The organism is Streptomyces sp. NPDC005811 (assembly GCF_040630405.1).
In the GTDB taxonomy this organism is placed as follows: domain Bacteria; phylum Actinomycetota; class Actinomycetes; order Streptomycetales; family Streptomycetaceae; genus Streptomyces.
In genome coordinates this window covers 240,558-256,867 of record NZ_JBEXXK010000002.1, presented here as the reverse complement: position 1 = coordinate 256,867, position 16,310 = coordinate 240,558, and the positions used below count along the sequence as shown (strand labels likewise).

Annotated in this window: 13 protein-coding genes and 1 pseudogene; 7 read left to right on the top strand and 7 right to left on the bottom strand. The window is 74.3% G+C overall.

Going from position 1 to position 16,310, the window contains the following annotated elements; all coding sequences use genetic code 11:
• Positions 1-301, bottom strand: a 301-nt coding sequence (locus ABZ490_RS03140; protein WP_358983394.1) for a hypothetical protein, incomplete at its 3' end; no start/stop codon positions are given.
• A gap of 180 nt (positions 302-481) precedes the next feature.
• Between ABZ490_RS03140 and ABZ490_RS03135 the strand changes: the two are divergent.
• Positions 482-1,630 (top strand): annotated as a pseudogene (locus ABZ490_RS03135) (hypothetical protein); the annotation flags it as partial.
• Positions 1,631-1,635: 5 nt separating this feature from the next.
• On the opposite strand, the gene ABZ490_RS03130 reads toward ABZ490_RS03135, so the two are convergent.
• The 4 genes from ABZ490_RS03130 to ABZ490_RS03115 form a co-directional block, all read right to left on the bottom strand.
• Positions 1,636-4,080, bottom strand: coding sequence for a right-handed parallel beta-helix repeat-containing protein (locus ABZ490_RS03130; RefSeq protein ID WP_358983392.1), 2,445 nt, complete (start codon positions 4,078-4,080; stop codon positions 1,636-1,638).
• Positions 4,081-4,195: 115 nt separating this feature from the next.
• Positions 4,196-4,801, bottom strand: a complete 606-nt coding sequence (locus ABZ490_RS03125; protein WP_358983390.1) for a hypothetical protein — start codon at positions 4,799-4,801, stop codon at positions 4,196-4,198.
• Positions 4,802-4,983: 182 nt separating this feature from the next.
• Positions 4,984-5,808, bottom strand: a complete 825-nt coding sequence (locus ABZ490_RS03120) for an MOSC N-terminal beta barrel domain-containing protein (protein WP_358983388.1) — start codon at positions 5,806-5,808, stop codon at positions 4,984-4,986.
• Between the two features lie 43 nt (positions 5,809-5,851).
• On the bottom strand, positions 5,852-6,280 hold the full coding sequence (locus ABZ490_RS03115) for a DUF6643 family protein (protein WP_358983386.1): 429 nt from the start codon (positions 6,278-6,280) through the stop codon (positions 5,852-5,854).
• Between the two features lie 296 nt (positions 6,281-6,576).
• On the opposite strand from ABZ490_RS03115, the gene ABZ490_RS03110 reads away from it, so the two are divergent.
• The gene (locus tag ABZ490_RS03110) at positions 6,577-7,902 is read left to right on the top strand and encodes a TerD family protein (RefSeq protein WP_358983608.1); all 1,326 of its coding nucleotides are present in this window, start codon (positions 6,577-6,579) and stop codon (positions 7,900-7,902) included.
• Positions 7,903-7,918: 16 nt separating this feature from the next.
• Here the strand turns inward: ABZ490_RS03110 and ABZ490_RS03105 are convergent, their stop codons facing one another.
• Positions 7,919-9,112 (bottom strand): glycosyltransferase, encoded by a 1,194-nt coding sequence (locus tag ABZ490_RS03105; RefSeq protein ID WP_358983606.1) that lies wholly within the window; start codon positions 9,110-9,112, stop codon positions 7,919-7,921.
• A 39-nt stretch (positions 9,113-9,151) separates the two neighbouring features.
• Between ABZ490_RS03105 and ABZ490_RS03100 the strand changes: the two genes are divergently transcribed.
• Together ABZ490_RS03100 and ABZ490_RS03095 are read left to right on the top strand one after the other, a co-directional pair.
• The gene (locus tag ABZ490_RS03100) at positions 9,152-9,937 is read left to right on the top strand and encodes an aspartate/glutamate racemase family protein (RefSeq protein WP_358983384.1); all 786 of its coding nucleotides are present in this window, start codon (positions 9,152-9,154) and stop codon (positions 9,935-9,937) included.
• A 104-nt stretch (positions 9,938-10,041) separates the two neighbouring features.
• Entirely contained in the window at positions 10,042-10,605 is a 564-nt protein-coding gene (locus ABZ490_RS03095; RefSeq protein ID WP_358983382.1) for a hypothetical protein, read from the top strand.
• 18 nt (positions 10,606-10,623) lie between these two features.
• Here ABZ490_RS03095 and ABZ490_RS03090 read toward each other — a convergent pair whose 3' ends face one another.
• Positions 10,624-11,694: an O-antigen ligase family protein gene (locus ABZ490_RS03090; protein WP_358983380.1), complete on the bottom strand. Its 1,071-nt coding sequence runs from the start codon at positions 11,692-11,694 to the stop codon at positions 10,624-10,626.
• A 216-nt stretch (positions 11,695-11,910) separates the two neighbouring features.
• On the opposite strand from ABZ490_RS03090, the gene lnt reads away from it, so the two are divergent.
• The 3 genes from lnt to ABZ490_RS03075 all read left to right on the top strand — a co-directional run bounded on the left by lnt (position 11,911) and on the right by ABZ490_RS03075 (position 16,041).
• Positions 11,911-13,521: an apolipoprotein N-acyltransferase gene (gene lnt / locus ABZ490_RS03085; RefSeq protein WP_358983378.1), complete on the top strand. Its 1,611-nt coding sequence runs from the start codon at positions 11,911-11,913 to the stop codon at positions 13,519-13,521.
• A 43-nt stretch (positions 13,522-13,564) separates the two neighbouring features.
• Positions 13,565-14,038: an NUDIX domain-containing protein gene (locus tag ABZ490_RS03080; RefSeq protein WP_358983376.1), complete on the top strand. Its 474-nt coding sequence runs from the start codon at positions 13,565-13,567 to the stop codon at positions 14,036-14,038.
• 77 nt (positions 14,039-14,115) lie between these two features.
• Positions 14,116-16,041 carry a helix-turn-helix domain-containing protein gene (locus tag ABZ490_RS03075; RefSeq protein ID WP_358983374.1) on the top strand — a complete coding sequence of 642 codons (1,926 nt, stop codon included), beginning with the start codon at positions 14,116-14,118 and terminating at the stop codon, positions 16,039-16,041.
• Positions 16,042-16,310: the final 269 nt, after the last annotated feature.

Below are 16,310 nucleotides of genomic sequence, written 5' to 3'. Positions count from 1 at the left end.
AGGGGCTGAGGACTCCGCCGTGCCTCGGCAGGGAGGGGTTTCCGGGGCCGTCGTACCTCGGCAGGAGGGGGCTGCCGAGCAGCCGGTCGTGCGCATGCGGGAAGGGGCTGTCGGCCCTGTCGTGCCGGGGCAGGGAGGGGCTGAGGACTCCGCCGTGCCTCGGCAGGGAGGGGTTTCCGGGGCCGTCGTACCTCGGCAGGAGGGGGCTGCCGAGCAGCCGGTCGTGCGCAGGCAGGAAGGGGCTGTCGGCCCTGTCGTACCGGGGCAGGGAGGGGCTGACGAGTCCGGCGTGCCCCGGCAAGGAGGGGTTGCCGAGGCCGTCGTGCGTCGGTGGGGAGGGGCTGTCGGCTCCGCCGTATCGACGCCGGGAGGGGCCGTCGGGTTCGTAGAACCGGCGCCGGGACGTGATCCGGAGGCATCGGACGGCCCGGGTGGGGGTGCTGCGGGTTCGGTCGGTGGGGCCGTGTCGGTGGGCGGTGAGCGGGCCGCGTTACGGGGGCTCGGCGGGCCCGCCGTCGTGATGCTGGCCTGTGCGCTGGGCGGGGTGATGTCCGGCGGGGTGGCGCAGCGGGTCTCGGACTGGCTGGACGGGACCGGGACCTCGATCGACGGCCCGCCGGTGCTGCTGACCTGGCAGGCGTCCGTGATCCCCGTGCTGCTCCTCGTCCTGGCGGTGCTGTGCGGGCTGCTCGGGCGGCGGACCTGGCTGCTCACCCGGGCCGAGCGGGCCGCGGTGGTCCGGGAGTACCGGGCCGACCCCGGCGACCCGGCCCGCACGCGCCGCATCGCCCGTACCAGGTCGATGGCCGCGCTCACCGACCGCGCTCCCCTCCTCGTCGCCGTGACCGCCTGCTCGACCCTGCTCCTCGGCGCGGGCGCGCTCGTCGGAGCCTTCGCGAGCGGGGAGACCCCGGTCCGGGCCACGGCGGCGGCCGGCCCCTTCGTCCAGGGCGCCGCCCAGGCCGCGCAGGCCCTCGGCTCCTGGCTGATCGGCCTCGGCTTCATACTGTTCGTCACCTGGGGCCGACGCGCCTACAAGGACGCCTCCGCACGGCGCACCATCGGCATCCTCTGGGACGTCGGCACGTTCTGGCCGCGCGCCGCCCACCCCTTCGCCCCGCCCTGCTACGCCGAGCGCGCGGTGCCCGACCTCACCTGGCGGATGACCGGCTGGACCCGGGCCACCGGCGGCCGGCTCGTCATCTCCGGACACTCCCAGGGCAGCGTCCTCGCCGCGGCCGCCGCCTGGCAGCTGAAACCGTCCGACCGCAGACGGGTCGCCCTGCTGACCTACGGCTCCCCGATCGAACGCCTCTACGGCCGCTGGTTCCCGGCCCACTTCGGGCCGGCCGCGCTCGCCGCCCTGCACCGGGACGTCGACTGCTGGCGCAACCTGTACCGGCTCACCGACCCCATCGGCGGCCCGGTCCGTCTGACCGGCGACGACTGCGGTCCCGAGGTGGACCGCGCCCCCCTCGCGGACCCCCTGGCGTACGGCCGCACCGCCGAGCACCCGCTGCCCGCGCCCGTCCTCGGCCACTCCGACTACCAGGCGGATCCGGCCTTCGCCGAGGAACGCGCCCGACTGCTCGCCCGGCTGAGCCCGCACCTGCCCGGGCAGCGGGCCTGAGCGGGTCAGGGCAGCTCGGGCAGGTCCTCCACGAACAGCAGGGTCAGATCGTCCGTGCTGGGCTCCGCCAGCTGCGCGACCCGGCTGGCGTGCCGCTCCACCATCGCCTCGAACGTCTGGCGTGCCGTACGCCCGTTGCCGAAGGCGGCGCCCTTGGGGATCTCGGTGAAGTACTTCTGCAGGGCCTCGGCACTGCCCGGCGCCAGCCGGTACTCGTGCTCCTCGGCCTGCTGCTCCACGATCCGCAGCAGCTCGTCCGGGCCGTAGTCGCCGAAGGTGATGGTCCGTGAGAAACGGGACGCCACGCCCGGGTTGACCGTCAGGAACCGCTCCATCTCGGCCGTGTAACCCGCCACGATGACCACCACGGAGTCCCGGTGGTCCTCCATCAGCTTCACCAGCGTGTCGATGGCCTCCTTGCCGAAGTCCCGGCCCGCGTCCTCCGGGGACAGCGCGTACGCCTCGTCGATGAACAGCACCCCGCCGTGCGCCCGCTGGAACGCCTCCTGGGTGCGGATGGCGGTGGAGCCGATGTGCTCGCCGACGAGGTCGACCCGGGACACCTCGACGAGATGGCCCTTCTCCAGCACCTCCAGGGCGGCCAGGATCTCGCCGTACAGGCGCGCGACCGTCGTCTTGCCGGTGCCGGGGGAGCCCGTGAACACCAGGTGGCGCTTGACCGAGGCCGCCTTCAGGCCCGCCCGCTGCCGGCGCCGGCCCACCTCGATCATGTCGGTCAGCGCCCGCACCTCGCGCTTGACGCTCTCCAGACCCACCAACGCGTCGAGTTCGCCCAGTACGTCGATCGACGTCCGCACCGACACCTCCGTCCCGGCCTCGGCCGACGCCGCCTGCGGCTCCGGCACGGTCACCCGCTGCTCGGGGATCGGACCGAGCAGACCCACCGCGGAAGGGGTCGTCTGCACGGCCGTCTCCCGGCCCGCCGCGGTCCGCAGACCGGCGCTCTCGTCGCTGGTGCAGTCCTCGAACACGGCTCCCGCACCGGGCGCCCCGTCGGCCCCGGTCTCCGCGAACTCGTACCCCCCGCGCGCGCAGCGCTCCGTACGGCATCGGCGCAGGGTCGCCCGGCAACCGTCTATGACATGGAAGCCGTAGCCCCCGCTGTCGGTGACCCGGCAGTTCAGGAAGCTGCCCCGGCCCCCGGCGGAGACGTAGAAACCGGCCTCGGCGGGGGAGGTGACCGTGCAGCGCTCGACCGTGGGGTCGGCGCCCTTGGTGACGATCACGCCGGTCTGGACGCCGTCCACCGTGCAGTTGTTGAGGGTGCCGCCGCTGCCGTGGTCGCGGAACCAGGCGCCGGTCGCGGCCTCCCGGATCCGGCAGTCGTCGAGCTGGGCGGTCGCGCCGTCGCTCACCGACACGGCCGTGTTGCGCACCTGCGCCAGATCGCTGTCGATGACGTCCGCGCGCGAGCCGCGGTCGAGGACGAACAGCGCGTCCGGCACGTCGTGCACCCGGCAGGAGTCGAGGACGGCGGTCGCGCCGTCGCTGACCCAGACGGCCGGGTAGTCGCCCGTGCTGTCGAAGATCTCGCACTGGTTGGCGTCGACCCGGGTGCCCGGATCCCACACCGACAGCCCGTTGCGGCCGAACTGACGCACCGTCGTGCGCGTGAGCGTGAGCACGGAGCGCGACCTGAGGTCGATCGCGTTCTCCGGGATGTCGTGGATCCGGCAGTCGGCCAGCGTCAGCACCGCGTCCGTGTCGAGCGTGACCCCGTCGGCGGTGGTGCGGTGCACGGCGCAGTCGGTGAGATGGGCGGTGGCCCGCGCGGTGACCTGCACCCCGCTGCCCCGGACCTCGTAGATCTCGCAACCCACGGCTTCCAGGCCGGAGTTGTCGCCGGTGACGCTCACCCCGGTACCGGAGGCGTGATGAATCCGGGAGCGCTCGAAGCGGGGGTGCGCGCCCCCGCGGACCAGGACGCCGGCCTGTCCGGCCGCGACGACCTCGCACTCCTCGAAGACCCCGCCGCCGCCGTCGACCACGGCGATCCCGATGCCCGCCGGGTTGTCGACCGTGCACCGCCGCACCGTGGGACGGGCGTTGCCCCGCACCTCGATGCCGGTGGCGGACCGGGTGACGATCCGCATGTCGAGCAGTTCGGGGGTGCCCTCCTCGACGAGGACCGCCGGGGCGGCCGCGTCCTGGCCCTCCACGTGCAGGTCCTGCACCACCGCCGACGCGCACACCGTCAGAGGCACCCCGTCGAGGGGAGCGATCCGTACGGAGCCGGGCGAGCCCTCGGGGCCGCGCAGGGTCACCGACCGCTGTACGACGAGGTTCTCCCGGTAGGTTCCGGGAGCGATGGTGAGGACATCGCCCTCGGCCGCGGCCTCCAGGGCGGCGGCGAGCGATGCGTACTCACCCGTGCGGCGGCGCCACCTCGATGTGCCGGTGTGCGTCACCTGGACCGTGCCCTGTGCCATGGCGTTGCTGTGTCCCCACCTCGTCGTACGCGGGTTTGATGCCGAATCATGCATCATCCGGCCGGACCACCGTAGCGTGCGCGCGGGCGGTGGGTTGACCACTGACCGAACGACGTCAGCTACCGGTACCTGTACGGCCCCAGTCCGGGCCCGCGCGGTCCCATGCCTGGTCCCAGCGGGCGTACCGGCGGCGGACCATGCGCCAGACGATCAGCCGTCTGCCGCCCTCGACCATGCCGGCGGTCAGCAGGGCCGCGCCGAATCCGGCCAGCACCGCGTGTGTCGTCGCGGTGGCGGAGTCCAGCGGCCGGGCCACGAGCGTGCCGTGCGCGTCCGTCCATATCGCGAAGTGGTCGCCGTGGTGGGGGGCCTTCAGGGCGGCCAGCACCGTGCCGTGCCGGTCGGTGCCGTCCGGGGCGGTCCAGTCGGCGACGACCCGGCTGCGGGCCTCCCGCCCGGAGGCGGCCTCGGGATCGGCCTCCAGCGGGGAGGAGCCCGACGCACGCACGACGGTGGCCGTGACCTCGTGCCGGGTCTGGCGCTGTTCACGGACCGCCTGTTGCAGGGAGTCCTGGGCGACCGCGCCGATCAGGGAGCCCACGACGGGCGCCGCGAGGAGGATGAGCAGCAGCGCCGACAGCGCCACCCAGGCCTCGACCAGATCCGTCCCGCGGCGCAGCGGATTGTGCCGCCAGCGCCAGATCCCACCGATCGCTCGCACCGTCCCGCACCCCCTTCCCGCTCCGTGATAACCCCCACCGGAGCCGTTCACGCGGGAATCCGGGCGAAGAGAGAGCGAAATCACCCGCGCCCGGGACCTCTCATGAACTTCTCACGACAGCCCAACGCTTCGGCACCCGGTGGAGGTTCCCGCACGTCGAGGGGTGCGGAACGCGGCCGGATTCAGCCGGTCACCCGGACCGGGTCGCCGATCCGGACGGTGCCGCGGGTGAGGGGGACCAGGTTCTGGCCGAAGACGAGCTTGCCGCCGATCCGGCGGTGCCGGCCGAGGGTGTGCAGGGGTTCCCGGCCGCGCCCGGCGGTGGTCTGGTCGGTGGTGGTGACGACACACCGGCCGCAGGACTTGGCGACCCGGAAGGCGACCTCGCCGATCTCCACCCGCGTCCAGTCGTCCTCGGCCCAGGGCTCGGTGCCGGCCACGACCACGTTCGGCCGGAAACGGTTCATCGGCAGCGGCCCCTCGGCGGCGTGACCGCCGTCGGCGATCAGCGTGTTGAGGGCGTCGAGCGAGGCGACCGTGGTGAGCAGCAGCGGATAGCCGTCGGCGAAGCTGACGGTCTCGCCGGGCAGCGCGTACGCGGGATCGACGGGCCGGCGGGTCGCGGGATCGTCCATGTGGACCAGGCGGACGTCGACGCCGAGATACGCACTGCACCAGGCATGCGCCTCGGCGTCGGCGAGGACCCCCTCCACCTTGTCCCGGAAGATCTCCAGCGTGACCGGGCCCACCGGATCCGGCACCGCCACGGTCAGCGGCTCCGGACCGGGCGCGGACAGCCGGACGCCGCCGCCGGGCACGAGCTCGGCGACGACCGGAGCCAGCCGCGGCTGCTGGCGTTGCGTGACGACCTTTCCCCCGTCGTCGATCAGCGCCCAGCGTCGGTCTCCGGCCAGCCCCCAGGGCTCCACGACGGCCTCCCGGGGCGCCTGGCCCCGGCACGCCTTGACCGGATAACGATGGATGGACAGCAGTTCCGCGTTCCCCATGAGGTCATCCTGCCAGGTGGGCAGGGACGGCCCCGGGGGCGGATCAGTAGCCGCGGTACTGCTGGTTGTTGTACGGGTCCTGGTACTGCGGCGCGGCCGGCCGGGGAGCGGCGGGGCGCATGGCCTCGTAGCCCATCCCGGGCGCCGCCGGGCGCGGCTGCTGCGGCATCTGCGGAGCCGGGTAACCGCGCGGCGCGGCCTGCGACGGGATGTACGCCGCGGGGGCCTGCTGCAGCGGCGAGGGCTGCTGCGCCTGCGGGTAGCCGTACGGCGCCTGCGACGGGCCCGCCGGGAGGGCGGGCAGCGCCGACGGCAGCGCGGGCAGGTTGCTGCTGCTCGGCGTGTCGTAGGCGGCGGGGACCCGGATCGGGGCGATCTGCGGGGTGCCTCGCTCGGCCACGAGCGAGTCGTAGATCGGGGTGTCCGGGAAGGCGGAGTAGTAGCCGCCATAGGTGGAGCGGGGGGAGGTCATGGCACATAAGTTAAGCCCACGATGTGCTGGTTGGGGAGACCGATAAGAGGGTTGATTTCCGTGTCGGCAGTGCCCTCGGATCCCCAATGCGAGCGAACATGGGGAAAAGGGGCGTCAGGCAGTGGCCTGATCGTGTAAAAGCCGAGTTCCGGGCGGGTTACCGGCGGGTCGGGAGGGGCCGTTCCTGTGCCTTTCCTGGGCCTGCGGCGCCCCGCCGAATAGGTTGACCGGGTAGACAGGCCAGAGGCGCCGGCACACGGCCCGGCGCAGCGGAAGTCGAGGGGGCGGACATGTCGATGCCGAAGGGTTCCAACACCCCGGTCCCGACCACGGCGCTACGGGTCGAGCTGGGCTGGCGCTCGGGGCCCGGGGTGCCCGACGCGGACGCCTCGGCGCTGCTGCTGGTGGGCGGGAAGGTGCGGTCCGACGCCGACTTCGTCTTCTACAACCAGCCGGCCCACTCCTCGGGCGCGGTCCGCCACGAGGGCAAGAGCGCGGCGGGCGGCCGGGTGACCGACACCCTGCTGGTCGACCTCGCGCGCGTGGAGCCCACGATCGAGACCGTCGTGCTGGCCGCCTCCGCCGACGGCGGCACCTTCGCTCGGCTGCCCGACCTCTACATCGAGGTGCGGGACGCGGCGCAGGGCACCGTCGCCGCACGGTTCGACAGCACCGGCGCCACGGTCGAGACCGCCTTCGTGCTGGGCGAGTTCTACCGCCGCCAGGGTGCCTGGAAGTTCCGTGCCGTCGGGCAGGGGTACGCCACCGGCCTGGAGGGACTGGCCACGGACTTCGGCATCGCCGTCGACGAGCCGCAGCACACGGCCCCGCCGCAGCCCCAGTCCCCGCCGCCCGTGCCGCCCACGGTGCCGGCCCCGCCGCCCCCGTCCGCGCAGCCGACCATGCCCGCGCTGCCGGTCACCGTGCCCCCGCCCGCCCACCAGGCCCCGCCGCCCCCGCCGCCGGCTCCGCCCGCGGCCCCGGTCCGGCTGACCAAGGTGACGCTCACCAAGGCCGCTCCCGCGGTGTCCCTCGCCAAACAGGGCGGCACCTCGGGGGTCATGCGGGTGAACCTCAACTGGGAGGTGCGCAAGCAGTTCTCGGGCTGGGGCAGCAAGCGCGGCCGTGCCGTCGCCCTCCACCACGACCTCGACCTCGACCTGTGCGCCCTGTTCGAGCTGGCCGACGGCCGCAAGGGTGTCGTACAGGCCCTCGGCAACGCCTTCGGGGCGCTGCACCAGCCGCCGTACATCCACCTCGACGGCGACGACCGCACCGGGGCCGTCGCCAGTGGCGAGAACCTCACCGTCAACCTCGACCACAGGAACGACTTCCGCCGCATCCTCGTCTTCGTCACCATCTATGAAGGAGCACGCTCCTTCGCCGACCTGCACGCGACGGTCACCCTGCAACCCCAGTTCGGCGCCCCGGTCGACTTCGTCCTCGACGAGTGCACCGTCCCGTCGACCGTGTGCGCCCTCGCGCTGATCACCAACCAGGGCGGCGATCTGATCGTCCAGCGCGAGGCCCGCTATCTCGTGCCCGAACGCGGCGTCAGCCCGCAGCGGACCGTGGACCGCGTCTACAACTGGGGCATGAACTGGACACCGGGCCGCAAATAGCCCCCTCCCGGCGGGCTCAGCCCTCGTCGGTGACGGTGTCCGGACGGGCGTAGGTGCGGCCCTTCCAGGCCGCGCCCCGCCCCCGGTAGTGCTGTACGGCGGAATCCACCGTCATCAGCAGGTAGAGGAACGCCGTGAACGGCAGCAGCGGCGCGAGCCACAGCGGCTGCCGGTAGTAGCGGAGCATCGGCACGTACGTCCCCGCCATCACCAGCCACGCCGGCCCGCCGAGCAGCACGAGGGGCGTGGAGCCGGTGGCCAGCCCGGTGACCAGGGCCGACGGCGGCACCAGATACACCAGCGCCAGGCCGAGCACCGTACCGGCCAGGAGCGGGGGACTGTGCCGCAGTTGCGCGTAGGCGCTGCGCGAGACCATCCGCCACAGGTCGCGCAGCCTCGGATAGGGGCGCACACTGTCCACCCGCTCGGCCAGCCCCAGCCAGATGTGGCCGCCCGTACGCTTCACCGCGCGCGCCAGCGCCACGTCGTCGATGACCGCGTGCCGGATGGCGTCCGGGATCCGCGCGCGCTCGGCCGCCTCGGCGCGCAGCAGCACACAGCCGCCCGCCGCTGCCGCCGTCCGCGCCCCGCGCCGCCCGATCCGGCGGAACGGGTACAGCTGGGCGAAGAAATAGACGAACGCCGGCACGACCAGCCGCTCCCACAGGCTCTCCACCCGCAGCCGCGCCATCTGCGACACGACGTCGAACCCCCCGGTGCGCGCCGCCGCGACCAGCTCCCGCAGGCTGTCCGGCGCGTGCGCGATGTCGGCGTCCGTCAGCAGCAGATACTCCGGCCCACGCGCGCGTGCCAGCGTGATGCCGTGCCGCACCGCCCACAGCTTCCCCGTCCAGCCCGCCGGAGGTTCGCCCGGCGAACCGACGGTCAGCGGCAGCCCGCCGTGCCGCCGCGCGAGGTCGCGCGCGAGGTGCCCGGTGCCGTCCGAGCTGCCGTCGTCGACGAGGAACACCTCGGCGCGCCCCGGATAGTCCTGCGCGAGCAGCGACGGCAGGCTCGCGGGCAGCACCGCCGCCTCGTCGCGCGCGGGGACGACCACGCACACCGCCGGCCACTCCTCCGGCTCGCGCCGGGCCGGAAGCCTGACGTCCGTGCGCCAGAAGAAGCCCTGACAGAGCGACAGCCACACCCAGGCGGCCAGGGACACGGCGGCGATCCACACGACGGCGCTCACCCGCGCAGTCTGCCCCACCCCGCCGGTCCGCAGGAGCACATCGTCTATGGTGGCCGGGTGAAGATCGCGCTCATGGACTCAGGAATCGGGCTGCTGGCGGCCACCGCCGCGGTACGGCGTCTGCGACCCGACGCCGATCTCGTGCTCTCCCTCGACCCCGACGGCATGCCCTGGGGACCGCGCACGCCGCAGGACCTCACCGCGCGCGCGGTGGCCGTCGCCGAGGCCGCGGCCGCCCACCGCCCCGACGCCCTGATCGTCGGCTGCAACACCGCGACCGTGCACGCCCTGCCCGCGCTGCGCACCCTCCTCGAACCGGGCATCCCGGTCATCGGCACGGTGCCCGCGATCAAGCCGGCCGCGGCCGGCGGCGGCCCGGTCGCCATCTGGGCCACCCCCGCCACCACCGGCAGCCCCTACCAGCGCGGTCTGATCGAGGACTTCGCCGGCGGGGTCACCGTCGCCGAGGTCCCCTGCTGGGGCCTCGCCGAGGCCGTCGAACACGCGGACGAGACGGCGATCGCCTCCGCCGTCGCCGCGGCCGCCGCCCTCACGCCCGGGGACGTGACGACCGTCGTCCTGGGCTGCACCCACTACGAGCTGGTCGCCGACCGCATCCGCGCCGCCGTCCAGCGCCCCGGCCGGCCGCCCCTGGTCCTGCACGGCTCGGCCGGTGCCGTCGCCGCGCAGGCCCTGCGCCGCATCGGGGCCCCGCCCGAGCCCGGGGCGACCGGCCTCGGCTCCGTGACCGTGCTGCTCAGCGGCCGCGAGGGCGGCATCCCGCAGCCCGCCCTCGCCTACGCCGAGGGACGGCTGCTCCTGACCGTCACTCCCGCCCCGTGACCGGCGGTCACCGCCCGTAGCCCCGTCCGGTGCGCCGCCCACTCGGCGCAGTCACCCTGTGCGACGCCCTACCCGCGCAGGGAAACCTGAGTAACCTCATGTATATGAGGGACCACTCCCACGTTCACCCCCCGGGCGAGGGCGGGGACACCCCGCATCCCGATGTCTGGACCGGGCGCGCCACCAACCGGTTCCAGTGGCTGCTCGCGCTGGTCGGCGCCGCCTGCATGGCGCTCGGCATCGAGCTCGCCGTCGACTCCGCCTGGACGTCCGGCACCGCCCCCCTGGTCATGTCCGTGGTCGGCTGCATCGCGGCCGGACTGCTGGTTCTCTTCGGCACCCTCGCCTTCGTCCACGTCGACCTCACGCTCGACCAGGACGCGCTGGAGGTGCGCTGCGGCCACATCGGGGTGCCCCGCCGCCGGATCCCGCTCTCGCATGTCGCCGGCGCCGACTTCGACCCCTGTGTCACCCCGCGCCACTGGGGCGGCTGGGGCTACCGCTGGCGCCCGGAGAAGGGCACCGCCGTCGTCGTACGCCGTGGCGAGGGGGTGGTGCTGCGGCTGTGGGACGGGCACACGTTCACGGTGACCGTGGACGAGGCCGAGTCCGCCGTGGAGGCGATCAGGGACCGGCTGCGCTCGCGGACGCCCGGCCCGGCCCTGTGACCCCGGCGCTCCCGGACGTCAGACGACCGGGCGGTCGTGTTCCCTGCTCGATCCGGCCGACAGCGCGGACATCGGCTCGTCCGCCAGCGGCCGGGCCGTCGCCAGGCCCGCCAGGAGGCCCGCACCGACCGACACCGTCGTGAAGCTCAGCGCGTTGCCGACGGCGGAGAGCGCCGCGAGGGCGGTGAGCGCGGCACCCGCCGTCAGGACGACCGGCGTCGGACGGGGCGCCCGCCACAGCGCGAACAGCACCCAGCCGTACGCCGCCGCGAGCAGCAGCACCCCCACGACCCCCTGTTCCGCCGCCAGCTGCAGCGGCGCCGAGTGCGGCTTGCCGTCGGAGAGCGTCGACTGCGCCGCCGTGGCGCTCAGCTCCCCGAAGCGGCCGGGCCCCACACCGAGCCCGGCGTCGTCGTGGGCCAGGTGCAGCGCGTCCCGCCAGAGGGCGACCCGGTGCGGAGTGAGCTGGTCCGCCAGCGAGGAGCCGAGGTCCGCGGGCAGCGCCTTCGCGGCGACCGCCCAGGTCAGACCGGTGACCGAGGCCGTGGCGAGGGCCAGAGCGGCGAGCGCGGGACCCCGGTGGCGCATCCGCCCCGCGGCCAGCGAGCACAGCAGGACGGCACAGCACGTCACGACCGCCGCGACCGAGCCCAGCACGGCCCCCGCCACCACCGCACCGCACGCGGCCAGCCGCAGGGCGAGCCGCAGCCACGGCACGGGCGTCGCCCAGGCGGCGCAGCACGCGGCACCGGCCGACAGCGAGAGCACCGCGGCGGTGGCACCCGCGTGGCCCAGGGGCGAGGCGATCTCCGGTCCCGGCGCGAGCCGGGGCAGTGCCACGGTCAGGGTGATCCCGGCCAGGGCCGCGGCGCCGGGCGCGGCCACCGGCAGCAGCACCCCGCAGATCCGCCCGGTGGCGTAGCCGGCCGCGACGGCCAGCACCGCGAGCAGGACACCCTCGGGCCGTCCGCCGTGCACGGCCGCGCTGACCAGCGACCACGCGGCGCAGGACCCGAGCACGGCCGCCCCGGCGGCGTCCGAGACGGTGCGTCTCTCCCCGTCGGCGTCCGCGCCCGCCGCCGACGTCATCCCCGTGGAACCCGTGGACCCCACCAGACCCCCCGAACCCGGTCGCCCCCGGCCAGTGCCACCCCGGACGTCTGTGCGAACGGGGTTCTGGCACACCGTAACCGCTGATGGGCGATTTGTGGATGCGCTGTGCCCGGGTTGTGTGCGACGCGGTCCGCCGGGTGCCCCCGCGGACCGTGCTGTCGGCCAAAAGGTGACCCGCCGTACACTCCCGGAGTGACCGTCACCGCAACTTCCGTGGGCCAGCCCGACCGGCTCGAGCCCCAGACCACGCCGGTTTCCCGCCGTGCGCGGCTGCTGCGCCTCCTGCCCGCCGCCGCGGCGGCGCTCGCCGGAGTGCTGCTCTACGTCAGCTTCCCGCCCCGGACCGTGTGGTGGCTGGCCCTGCCGGCCTTCGCGGTCTTCGGCTGGGTGCTGCGCGGCCGTACCTGGAAGGCGGCGCTCGGCCTCGGCTACCTGTTCGGCCTGGGCTTCCTGCTGCCGCTCCTCGTGTGGACCGGCGTCGAGGTCGGCCCCGGCCCCTGGCTGGCCCTGGTCGCCATCGAGGCGGTCTTCATCGCCCTGGTCGGTGTCGGAGTCGCCAAGATCTCGAAGCTGCCGGCCTGGCCGGTGTGGGCGGCGGCCCTCTGGACGGCGGGCGAGGCCGCACGCGCGCGTGTGCCGTTCAACGGCTTCCCCTGGGGCAAGATCGCCTTCGGTCAGGCGGACGGAGTCTTCCTGCCGCTCGCCGCGCTCGGCGGCACCCCGGTCCTCGGTTTCGCCGTCGTCCTGTGCGGTTTCGGTCTCTACGAGACGGTCCGGCTGATCCTGGACCGCCGGCGCACCGGCGAGGTCCGCAGGTCCGCTGCCGCCGTGGCGCTGCTCAGCCTGGCCGTCCCGGTCGGCGCCGCCCTGGCCTCGCGCGCCCTGGTGAGCGACAAGGCGGAGGACGGCACCGCGACGGTCGCCGTCATCCAGGGCAACGTGCCCCGCCTCGGCCTGGACTTCAACTCCCAGCGACGCGCCGTCCTCGACTACCACGCGCGCGAGACGGAACGGCTGGCCGCCGAGGTCAAGGCGGGCAAGAAGCCGCAGCCCGACTTCGTGCTGTGGCCCGAGAACTCCTCCGACATCGACCCGTTCGCCTACGCGGACGCGGCCGCCGTCATCGACAAGGCCGCCAAGGCCGTCGGCGTGCCCATCTCGGTCGGCGGAGTCGTCGAGCGCGACGGCAAGCTCTACAACGAGCAGATCCTCTGGGACCCCGAGAAGGGCCCCACCCAGACCTATGACAAGCGGCAGATCCAGCCGTTCGGCGAGTACCTCCCGCTGCGCTCCCTGATCGGCGCGATCAACAGCGAGTGGACGTCGATGGTCCGCCAGGACTTCAGCCGGGGCACCAAGCCCGGCGTGTTCACCATGGACGACACGAAGGTGGGCCTGGTCACCTGCTACGAGGCCGCATTCGACTGGGCGGTGCGCTCCGAGGTCACCGACGGCGCCCAGCTGATCTCCGTGCCCAGCAACAACGCCACCTTCGACCGCAGCGAGATGACCTACCAGCAGCTCGCCATGTCCCGCGTCCGCGCCGTCGAGCACAGCCGCACCGTGACCGTGCCCGTCACCAGCGGAGTCAGCGCGATCATCATGCCGGACGGCAGGATCACCCAGAAGACCGGCATGTTCGTCGCGGACAACCTGGTGCAGAAGGTGCCGCTGCGGTCCTCCGAGACGCCCGCGACCCGGCTCGGGATCCTTCCGGAGATCGCCCTGGTGCTCGTCGCCGCGGGCGGTCTGGGCTGGGCGGCCGCCGCGGGCGTCCGCGCGCGACGGGGCACGGACGCCTGAGTCGTCCCCCAGGCGGGGGACCGGTCCGGTTAGGGTCGGTCCCATGCCGACTCCTGAGTTCATCACCGAGATCCGGGCCTCCGCCGGTCATCAGCTCCTGTGGCTCCCCGGCGTCAGCGCCGTCGTCTTCGACGACCAAGGACGCGTCCTGCTGGGACAGCGCGCGGACAACGGTCAGTGGACCGTGATCACCGGCATCCCGGACCCGGGCGAGCAGCCCGCGGACTGCGCCGTGCGGGAGGTGGAGGAGGAGACGGGCGTGCACTGCGTGCCCGAACGCATCGTCCTGATCCGCTCCGGGCGGCGGGTCGAGTACCCCAACGGCGACCAGTGCCAGTTCATGGACGTCACCTTCCGCTGCCGGGCGACCGGCGGCGAGGCGCGGGTCAACGACGACGAGTCCCTCCAGGTCGGCTGGTTCGAGGTGGACGCGCTGCCGCCGATGCACGAGAAGCAGGTGTTCCGCATCAAGCAGGCGCTCTCCGACGAACCCGCGTGGTTCGAGACCGCACCCTGAACAGCAGTTCGATAGCGGCCTCCCGGAGTTTTCCACAGGGCTGACGGCGCGAGCCGGTCATGCGGAATCCTGGGCGCATGTCCCGCGATCACACGGAGGGCACCGCGACCGCCCTCGACACCGCCGACGACGCCGACGCGCCGTTCCTCGAGCTGCTCGCCCGGGGCGCGGACGCCGAGGCGTACGAGCGGCCGGTGGCGCTCGCCCGCGCCGAGGGACGGCCGGCCGAGCGGATCGCGGTGCTGGAGCGGGCCAAGGCGCTGGCGCTGCGCGTACGCGCCGAGCTGGCGGGCCGGCGCCGGCGGGAGGCCGAGCTGTCGGCGCTGTTCGAGACGGCCCACGATCTGGCGGGGCTGCGCGACGCGGACGCCGTACTGCAGGCGATCGTGCAGCGCGCCCGCTCCCTCCTCGGCACCGACGTCGCCTATCTCAGCCTCAACGACCCGGCCCGCGGCGACACCTGTATGCGGGTCACCGCGGGCTCGGTGGCCGCCCGCTTCCAGCAGCTCCGCCTGGGCATGGGGGAGGGGCTCGGCGGCCTGGTCGCCCAGACCGCCCGCCCGTACGTCACCGACGACTACCTCCGCGACAACCGCTTCCGGCACACGGCGACCATCGACGCGGGTGTGCGCGACGAGGGCCTGGTCGCGATCCTCGGGGTGCCGCTGACCCTGGGCGCGGACGTCATGGGAGTGCTCTTCGCCGCCGACCGCCGGGCCCGGGTCTTCGAACGGGAGCAGATCGCCCTGCTCGGCTCCTTCGCCGCGCTCGCGGCGGCCGCCCTCACCACCGCCGACCTCCTGGCCGAGACCCGCTCGGCCCTGGCCGGCCTGGAGCGCGCGAACGCGATCATCCGGGACCGCAGTGCGGCCGTCGAACGGGCCTCCGACGTCCACGACCGGCTCGCCGGACTGGTGCTGCGCGGCGGCGGGGTGCACGACGTGGCCGCCGCCGTCTCCCAGGTCCTCGACGGCACGGTCGAGTTCACCGAGACCGCACCGGCCCGGGCGGTGGAGGCCTCCCGGACCGGCGGCCACGCCGTACGGCACGCCGACGACTGGATCGCGGCGGTGACCGGCGGCGACCTGCCGGGCGCGCTGGTGCTGCGCGGACACCCCGCACTGGACCCCGTCGACCAGCGGACCCTGGAGCGCGCCGCGACGGTCACCTCCCTGCTGCTCCTGGCCAGACGCTCCGCCGCCGAGGCCGAACAACGCGTCCGGGGCGAGCTGCTGGACGACCTGCTCGACGCGCGCGACCACGACCCCCGCCTGCTGCGCGACCGCGCCCGCCGTCTCTCCGCCGACCTCGACGCCACCCATGTCGTCCTCGCCGCCCGGCCGGACGCCACCCCCTCCGACGCCGACCAGGAGGCGGGCGCCCGCCGGCGCCTGTGGTCCGCCGCCTCCCACCTCGCGGCGACCCGGCGGGGCCTCGCCGCCGCCCGCGACGGCGGTACGGTCCTGCTGCTGCCGCTGGAACCGGGCGACACCGCCACCGAACTGGCCCGCCGCACCGCCCGGCACCTGGGCACCACCGTCCACGAAACGGTCACCGTCGGCGCCTCGGCACCCGTCCGGGACCTCGCCGCCCACCCAGACGCCGTGGCCGCCGCCTACGAGGAGAGCCGCCGCTGCCTGGACGCCCTGCGCCGCCTGGGACGCTCCGGGGACGGCGCGGCCGCCGAGGACCTCGGATTCCTGGGGCTGCTCCTCGCCGGTGACCGCGACGTGACGGGCTTCGTGGACCGCACCATCGGCCGGGTCGTCGCGTACGACGAACGCCGCGGCACCGATCTGCTGCGCACCCTGGACGCGTACTTCGCCTGCGGCATGAGCCCGGCCCGCACCAAGGACGCCCTCCACGTCCACGTGAACACGGTGTCCCAACGCCTGGACCGCGTCGGCCACCTCCTGGGCCCGGACTGGCACAGCCCGAACCGGGCGCTGGAGATACAACTGGCCCTGAGACTGCGCCGGATGACTGCTTCGGCAGGCTGCTGACCCCTGCCGGGGGCTTGCGCCCGCGCGGTGCGGCAGCCGCGGCAGCCGGGTCGCTCGGCCCGTGACGGTCCGGGGTTCGGTGCTCCGGAGGGCGGCGAGAAGCGCGGAGGCCCAGTGTCTCGGCGAGACGCCGCAAGGAGCGGTCGTGCCAGGAGGAGCGGGCGGCGGCTGACACCACCTCCGGCATCGACGCCACCCCCAGCACCAGCGCCCGCACGGGCCCACACCGGCTTGGGGCCCGGCCGGTGCGCCCCAGCTCACGACGGTGT